Source organism: Streptomyces sp. CO7, assembly GCF_053474865.1.
Map to the genome: position 1 here is coordinate 127,002 of NZ_JBRIOU010000007.1, position 6,591 is coordinate 133,592.

The following is a 6,591-nucleotide window of genomic DNA, read 5'->3' on the forward strand; positions in this document are numbered from 1 at the left end:
GTGAGGTACAGCGTGTCGCCGCGCCCCAGCCGGTAGGCGCGGCCCTCGGCCTCGACCTCCACCGCGCCGTCGGCGACGTACATCAGCTCGTCGTTGCGGTGCTGGAACTCCCGCCCCGCGTCGTACTCCCCGCTGATCTCGGTGGCGTGCATCTGGTGGTGCCCGCGTACCAGCGTGCGGGTCCGCGTCTCCCCCACCGCCGGCACCGCGCTCTCGTCGCCGAACCCCTCGCCGCGCACCAGGTCGACGCTGCAGGCCGGATCCGCGGCCGCCAGCAGTTCCACCGCGGTGGTCCGCAGCGCGTCGGCGACCTTGTCCAGGGACCGCCTGCTGGGCCGCGCCCGCTCGTTCTCGATCTGGCTGAGGAACGGCACGGACAGGCCGCTGCGTTCGGCCACCGCGGCGAGGGTGAGTTCGAGCGCGCGTCGGCGCCGCCGGACGGCCGCCCCCACCCGAAGGGGCTGTTCCTTGTGGTCGCCCATCGCTCCGGCTCCCTCCCTCGCTGCTGTCGGCGCGCGCCCGAGAAGACCCGCGCGTACTCCATGGTGCGGGAAGTCCTGTCGAAGACTTCCTTGACCCCCGGCCCTGCGGCCAAACAGAACTCGACGAACCGTCACCATCCGCGTCCGTCGCACGACGGACCGTACGAACGGGTCCGACCCCGGCTGCGAGGGCAGCCGGGGTCGGAGCGTAGCACTACGTGGCCGTCCGGATCCTCCCCGTGCACAAGGAGGCGTCCGGACCGGCGGCCGTCACCCGCCGGAGGTCATCCGGCCGGGCACGTCCGGGTGTTCCTCGAGCCAGGCCTCGACAGCCTGCGGCTCCTTGCCCTTGCCCCGGCGCACGATCTCCGCCTCCAGCGAGGCGAGCTCCTTCTCGGACATCCGGAAGCCCTTGATCCAGCCGGCGAGCCTCGGGTACCGCTCGGTGAAGTCCCCGGCGGCGATGGTGTGGATCTTGTTCCCCGCGCCCCAGGCCTTCTTCGGGTCGGCGAGCTTGGTCAGCTCGTACTCGTCGTAGGCCCAGTGCGGCGACCACAGGGTGACCGCCACCGGCTTCTTCTCCGCGTACGCCCGCTTGAGTTCGGCGAGCATCGCGGGGGTGGAGCCGTCGACCACCTCGTACTCGTCCTCGAGCCCGTAGGCCGGCAGGACGTCCTTCTTCAGCAGGTTCATCTCCCCGGTGCCCGGCTCGATGCCGATGATCCGGCCGTCGAACTCCTCGGCACGGCCCCGCAGGTCCCGCATGGAGTCGACGCCCTTGACGTAGGAGGGCACGGCGATCTCGAGGGAGGTCGGTTCGTACCAGCTGCCGAGGTCGGTCAGGTCGTCCTTGCTCTTCTCCCAGAAGTTGCTCTGGGCGTGCGGCAGCCAGGCGTCGAAGTTGAGGTCGACGTCCCCGCTCGCGAGGCCGGTGTAGACCGGGCCGACGTCCATCTGCTTGAGGTGCATCCGGTAGCCGCGGTCCTCCAGGACGTGCTTCCAGAGGTGGGTGACGGCGATGTCCTCCTCCCACGGGAACCAGGCGACCTCCAGCGGCTGCCGGGTCTCGGCGTCGCCCTTGCCGCCCTTGGCGCCCTCGGGGAGCGGGGCCCACTTGTCGACCAGCTCGGGGTGCTTCTTCAGCCACGCCTTGACGGCCTTGTCCTGGTTGCCCTTGCCGGCGGCGTTGATCTCCGCCTCGAGCCCGGTGAGCTGCTTCTCGGACATCGAGAAGTCGCGCAGCCAGCCGGCGACGACCGGGTTCTCCTTCGAGTAGCCGTCCCGCGCCAGGGTGTGGATCTTGTCGCCGGAGCCCCAGGCACCCTCGGGGTCCTTCAGCTTCTTCAGCTCGAAGTCGTTGTAGGCCCAGTGCGGCGACCAGAGGGTGACGGCGATGGGCTTCTTCGCCGCGTAGGCGCGCCTGAGCTCGGCGAGCATGGCCGGGGTCGAGCTGTCGACCACCTTGTACTCGTCCCTGAGCCCGTAGGCGGGCAGCACCTTGTTCTTCAGCAGCTCCATCTCGCCCGCGCTGGGCTCGATGCCGGTGATCCTCCCGCCGAACTCGTCGGCGCGGCCCTGGAGATCGGCCATCGAGTCGATGCCGTCCATGTACGCGGGGACGGCCAGCTCCAGCGAGGTGGGCCCGTACCAGGCGCCCAGGTTCTCCACCTTGCCGCCGTGCTTCTCGAGGAAGGGGCCGGAGGTGGTGGGCAGCCAGGCGTCGGTCTGGAAGTCGATGTCGCCGGCTGCGAGCGCGGTGTACAGCGGCGCCACCTCGTACTGCTGCACCTCGACGTCGAAGCCGCGCTGCTCCAGCACGTTCTTCCAGACGAAGGTGGAGGCGACGGCCTCCTCCCAGGTGACGTAGCCGATGGTGACCTTCTTGCCCTTGCCGACGTCCGCGGCGTCGCCGACGGCGGTGGCGGGGGCGGTGCCCGTCCCGCCGACCGCGCCGAGCAGGCCCGCGGTGAGCGCCAGCGCGACCACGCCGACGCCCGCGACGACCGGCCGTGGCCGGTGGGACAGCACCCGCGACAGCCCGGTGGCGCGCGCGGCCGCGGCCGCGCGGCGGCCCAGCGGCGACAGCTCGCGGCCCAGCGCGGAGGTCATCCGGTCGAGGTACACGGCGAGGATCACGATCGACAGGCCGGCCTCCGCGCCGAGCCCGACGTCGAGCTGTCCGATGGCCTCGTTGACCGCTCCGCCGAGGCCGCCGGTGCCGACCATGCCGGCGATGGCCGCCATGGACAGGCCCAGCATGATGACCTGGTTGACGCCCGCCATGACGGTGGGCAGCGCCAGCGGCAGCTGGACGTGCAGCAGCGTGTTGCGACGGGTGGTGCCGAACGCCTCGGCCGCCTCGACCAGTTCGGGGTCGACCTGGCGGATGCCCAGCTCGGTGAGGCGGACGGCGGGGGCCACCGCGAAGATCAGGGTGGCGACGATGCCCGCGGGGGCGCCGGTGCCGAAGAAGATGATGGCCGGGATCAGGTAGACCATGGCCGGCAGGGTCTGCATGAAGTCCAGCACCGGGCGCACCGCGGCGCTCACCCGGTCCGAGCGGGCGGCCCAGATGCCCACCGGCACGCCCACGGCGAGCGCGATCACGGTCGCCACCAGCAGCAGCGCGAGCGTGGACATGGAGTCGGACCACAGGCCGAGCGCGTCCACGAACGCGAAGCCGAGAAAGCTGAGGAGGCCGGCCGACAGACCGCGCAGCCGCCAGGCGATCACCGCCAGGATGCCGGTCATCAGCAGCGGCTCCGGCGCCTGCAGGACGGCGTCCAGCCCGTCCCAGGCGCCGTCGAAGACGGTCTTGCAGAAGTCGAAGAACCAGGCGAGGTGCGCGCGGAGCCATTCGACCCCGCTGTTGACCCACTCGCCGAAGGTGATGCGGGGCATCAGGCGGCCACCTCCCCGGCGCCGGCGGCCGGCCGGCCGCAGTCGGCGCTCCGCCGGGTTCCCTCGGCGTCGTCGGGGTCGACGTCACCGATCACCGCGACCAGCCGTTCCTGCGAGACGGTGCCGACCAGGTCGCCCGCGGCGTCCACGACGGCGACGGGGTGGCCGGTGCGGGCGCCGAGGGCGCACAGCTCGTCGAAGGGCGTGTCCGGGCCGGCGGCGGGGCAGTCGCAGCCGGGCTTGCCGCCACCGGCGGCGGGGTCCATCACGGAGGCCGCGGTCAGCACCTTGGAGCGGTCGACGTCCCGGATGAAGGAGGCGACGTACTCGCCCTCGGGGCGGACCAGGATGTCCTCCGCGGTGCCGATCTGCACGATCTCGCCGTCGCGCATGACGGCGATGCGGTCGCCGAGGCGCATGGCCTCGTTGAGGTCGTGGGTGATGAAGACGATGGTCTTGTGCAGGGTCTTCTGCAGTTCGAGCAGCTGGTCCTGCATCTCGCGGCGGATCAGCGGGTCGAGGGCGCTGAAGGACTCGTCCATCAGCAGCAGGTCGGCGTCGGTGGCCAGGGCGCGGGCGAGGCCGACGCGCTGGCGCATGCCGCCGGAGAGCTCGTCGGGCCAGGACTTCTCCCAGCCCTCCAGGCCGCACAGGGCGAGCGACTCGGTGGCGCGCTTCTCCCGTTCGGCGCGCGGGACGCCCTGGACCTCGAGGCCGTAGGCGGCGTTCTGCAGCACGGTGCGGTGCGGGAAGAGCGCGAAGTGCTGGAAGACCATGCTGATGCGCCGTGAGCGCAGGGTGCGCAGCTCGGCGGCGGAGAGCGCGGACAGGTCCTGCCCGTCGAAGCTGACGCTGCCGGCGGTGGGCTCGAGCAGCCCGTTGAGCATGCGCAGCAGCGTGGACTTGCCGGACCCGGACAGGCCCATGACCACGAAGATCTCGCCCGGCTCCACCGTGAAGGAGGCGTCGACGACGGCGGCGGTGATGCCGTCGGCCCTCAGTTCCTCGCGGTCGGCGCCCGCGCGCAGCCGCTCCACCGCCTGCTCGGGTCTTCTTCCGAACACCTTGTAGACGTTCTCGGCCCGCAACCTGGATGACACCGTTCAGCCTCTCGTCCTGCCGTCCGTACCTCCGGCCCGTTGGCAACTGCAACGGCCCGGACAAGTCCCGTGCCTGCCCGGCCCCTGCGGGGGCAAACACCTGTTCAGGCCGCCTCCACGGCACGCTCACATTCGTGTCCCGTCCGAGACACGCCCCAACCACCGGTACGGCAAGATGGCGAACCGTGACCGGACGACTGATGCTTCTCGACACCGCCTCCCTCTACTTCCGCGCGTACTTCGGCGTGCCCGAATCGGTGAAGGCGCCGGACGGCATGCCGGTGAACGCGGTGCGCGGGCTGCTGGACTTCATCGACCGGCTGGTCAAGGACCACCGGCCCGACGCGCTGGTGGCCTGCATGGACGCGGACTGGCGGCCGGCCTGGCGGGTGGAGCTGATCCCCTCCTACAAGGCGCACCGGGTGGCCGAGGAGCGCGAGGGCGGCCCGGACGCCGAGGAGGTGCCGGACACCCTCTCGCCGCAGGTCCCGGTGATCGAGGCGGTGCTGGACGCCCTCGGCATCGCCCGGGTGGGGGTGGCGGGGTACGAGGCGGACGACGTGATCGGCACCTTCACGGCGCGCGCGAGCGGCCCGGTGGACATCGTCACCGGCGACCGCGACCTGTTCCAGCTGGTCGACGACGCGCGCGGGGTGCGGGTGCTGTATCCGGTGAAGGGCGTCGGCAACCCGCAGATCATGGACGAGGCCGCCCTGCGCGAGAAGTACGGGGTGGACGGCCGCGGCTACGTGGACCTGGCGCTGCTGCGCGGCGACCCGAGCGACGGCCTGCCCGGCGTTCCCGGCGTCGGCGAGAAGACCGCCGCCAAGCTGCTGGACCGGTTCGGGGACCTGGCGGGGATCATGGCCGCGGTGGACGACCCGGCCTCCGGTCTCACCCCGGCGCAGCGCCGCCGTCTGGACGAGTCCCGGCCGTACGTGGCGGTGGCGCCGAAGGTGGTGCGGGTGGCCTCCGACGTGCCGCTGCCCGAGGTCGACCCGACGCTGCCGAAGGGCCCGCGGGATCCGGAGATGGTCGAGGCCCTGGGCGCACGATGGAACCTGGGCGGCTCGCTCCAGCGGCTGCTGCTCACCCTGGAGGCGTGAGGGGTGAGGACCGGGGCGGCGGCGGAGGGGCGGGAGCGCCGTGTGCCAAGAACGCCAGCGACATTCTCGCCACATCGGACCGTCACCACTGATTCGGTGTTAGCTTAGGGGAGCCTAAGCTAACTCGCAGGGAGGCCAGTCATGGCAGCGCGCCCCGTCCGCAAGTCTCCGCCCAAGCCGCACCTCGGGCGGGTGGTCCGCACCCAGCGGCTCACCCCGCACATGCAGCGGGTGGTCTTCGGCGGCGAAGGGCTGTCCGCCTTCGAGGCGGGGACGCACACGGACCACTACGTGAAGCTGGTGTTCCCGGCCGACGGCGTCGAGTACCCCGAGCCGTTCAGCATGGCCCAGGTCCGCGAGGAGTTCCCCCGGGAGCAGTGGCCGGTCACCCGCACCTACACGGTCCGCGCCTGGGACCCCGAACTGCGCGAGCTGACCATCGACTTCGTGGTCCACGGCGACGAGGGCCTGGCCGGCCCCTGGGCCCTGGCCGCCCGTCCGGGCGACACGATGCTGATGCTGGGCCCCGGCGGCGCCTACGCCCCCGACCTCACGGCGAACTGGCACCTGCTGGTCGGCGACGAGAGCGCCCTGCCGGCCGTCGCCGCGGCCCTGGAGTCGCTGCCGGAGGGGGCGGAGGTCCGCGCGTTCCTCGAGGTCGCCGGCCCGGAGGACGAGCAGAAGATCGACACCGACGCGGAGATCGTCTGGCTGCACCGGGGCGACGCCCCGGTGGGCTCGCTGCTGGTCGCGGCCGTGGCGTCCATGCAGTGGCCCGAAGGCCGCCCGCACGCCTTCGTGCACGGCGAGGCGGCCTTCGTGCGCGACCTGCGGCGGATGCTGCGCGTCGAGCGGCAGATCCCCCGTGAGGACCTCTCGGTGTCCGGCTACTGGCGGCTCGGGCACACCGAGGACCGCTGGCAGGCCGCCAAGCCCGAGTGGAACGCCGCGGTCGAGGCCGAGCAGGAGGGCGGCGCCCCCGCGGGCACGCCCGCCGGCACC

Annotated in this window: 5 protein-coding genes; 2 read left to right on the forward strand and 3 right to left on the reverse strand. The window is 72.2% G+C overall.

Annotated elements, in window-relative coordinates; genetic code table 11:
* The 3 genes from ACOV8S_RS24415 to ACOV8S_RS24425 all read right to left on the reverse strand — a co-directional run.
* The coding region (locus ACOV8S_RS24415) for a helix-turn-helix domain-containing protein (protein WP_448320316.1) at positions 1 to 482 on the reverse strand (482 nt) is incomplete at its 3' end.
* 270 nt (positions 483 to 752) lie between these two features.
* On the reverse strand, positions 753 to 3,383 hold the full coding sequence (locus ACOV8S_RS24420; RefSeq protein ID WP_448320318.1) for an ABC transporter permease/substrate binding protein: 2,631 nt from the start codon (positions 3,381 to 3,383) through the stop codon (positions 753 to 755).
* On the reverse strand, positions 3,383 to 4,483 hold the full coding sequence (locus tag ACOV8S_RS24425; protein WP_448320320.1) for a quaternary amine ABC transporter ATP-binding protein: 1,101 nt from the start codon (positions 4,481 to 4,483) through the stop codon (positions 3,383 to 3,385). The genes ACOV8S_RS24420 and ACOV8S_RS24425 overlap by 1 nt, the downstream gene beginning before the upstream one ends.
* Before the next feature lie 185 nt (positions 4,484 to 4,668).
* Here ACOV8S_RS24425 and ACOV8S_RS24430 point away from each other — a divergent pair, with 185 nt between their 5' ends.
* Positions 4,669 to 5,589 carry a 5'-3' exonuclease gene (locus tag ACOV8S_RS24430; protein ID WP_351112513.1) on the forward strand — a complete coding sequence of 307 codons (921 nt, stop codon included), beginning with the start codon at positions 4,669 to 4,671 and terminating at the stop codon, positions 5,587 to 5,589.
* Positions 5,590 to 5,730: 141 nt separating this feature from the next.
* Positions 5,731 to 6,591 (forward strand): siderophore-interacting protein (locus tag ACOV8S_RS24435; RefSeq protein ID WP_448320323.1); only part of this gene is annotated, 861 nt, incomplete at its 3' end.

Excerpts from the sequence above, each read along its gene's own strand:
- ACOV8S_RS24420 (WP_448320318.1), bottom strand. The coding sequence starts at position 3,383 with ATGCCCCGCATCACCTTCGGCGAGTGGGTCAACAGCGGGGTCGAATGG.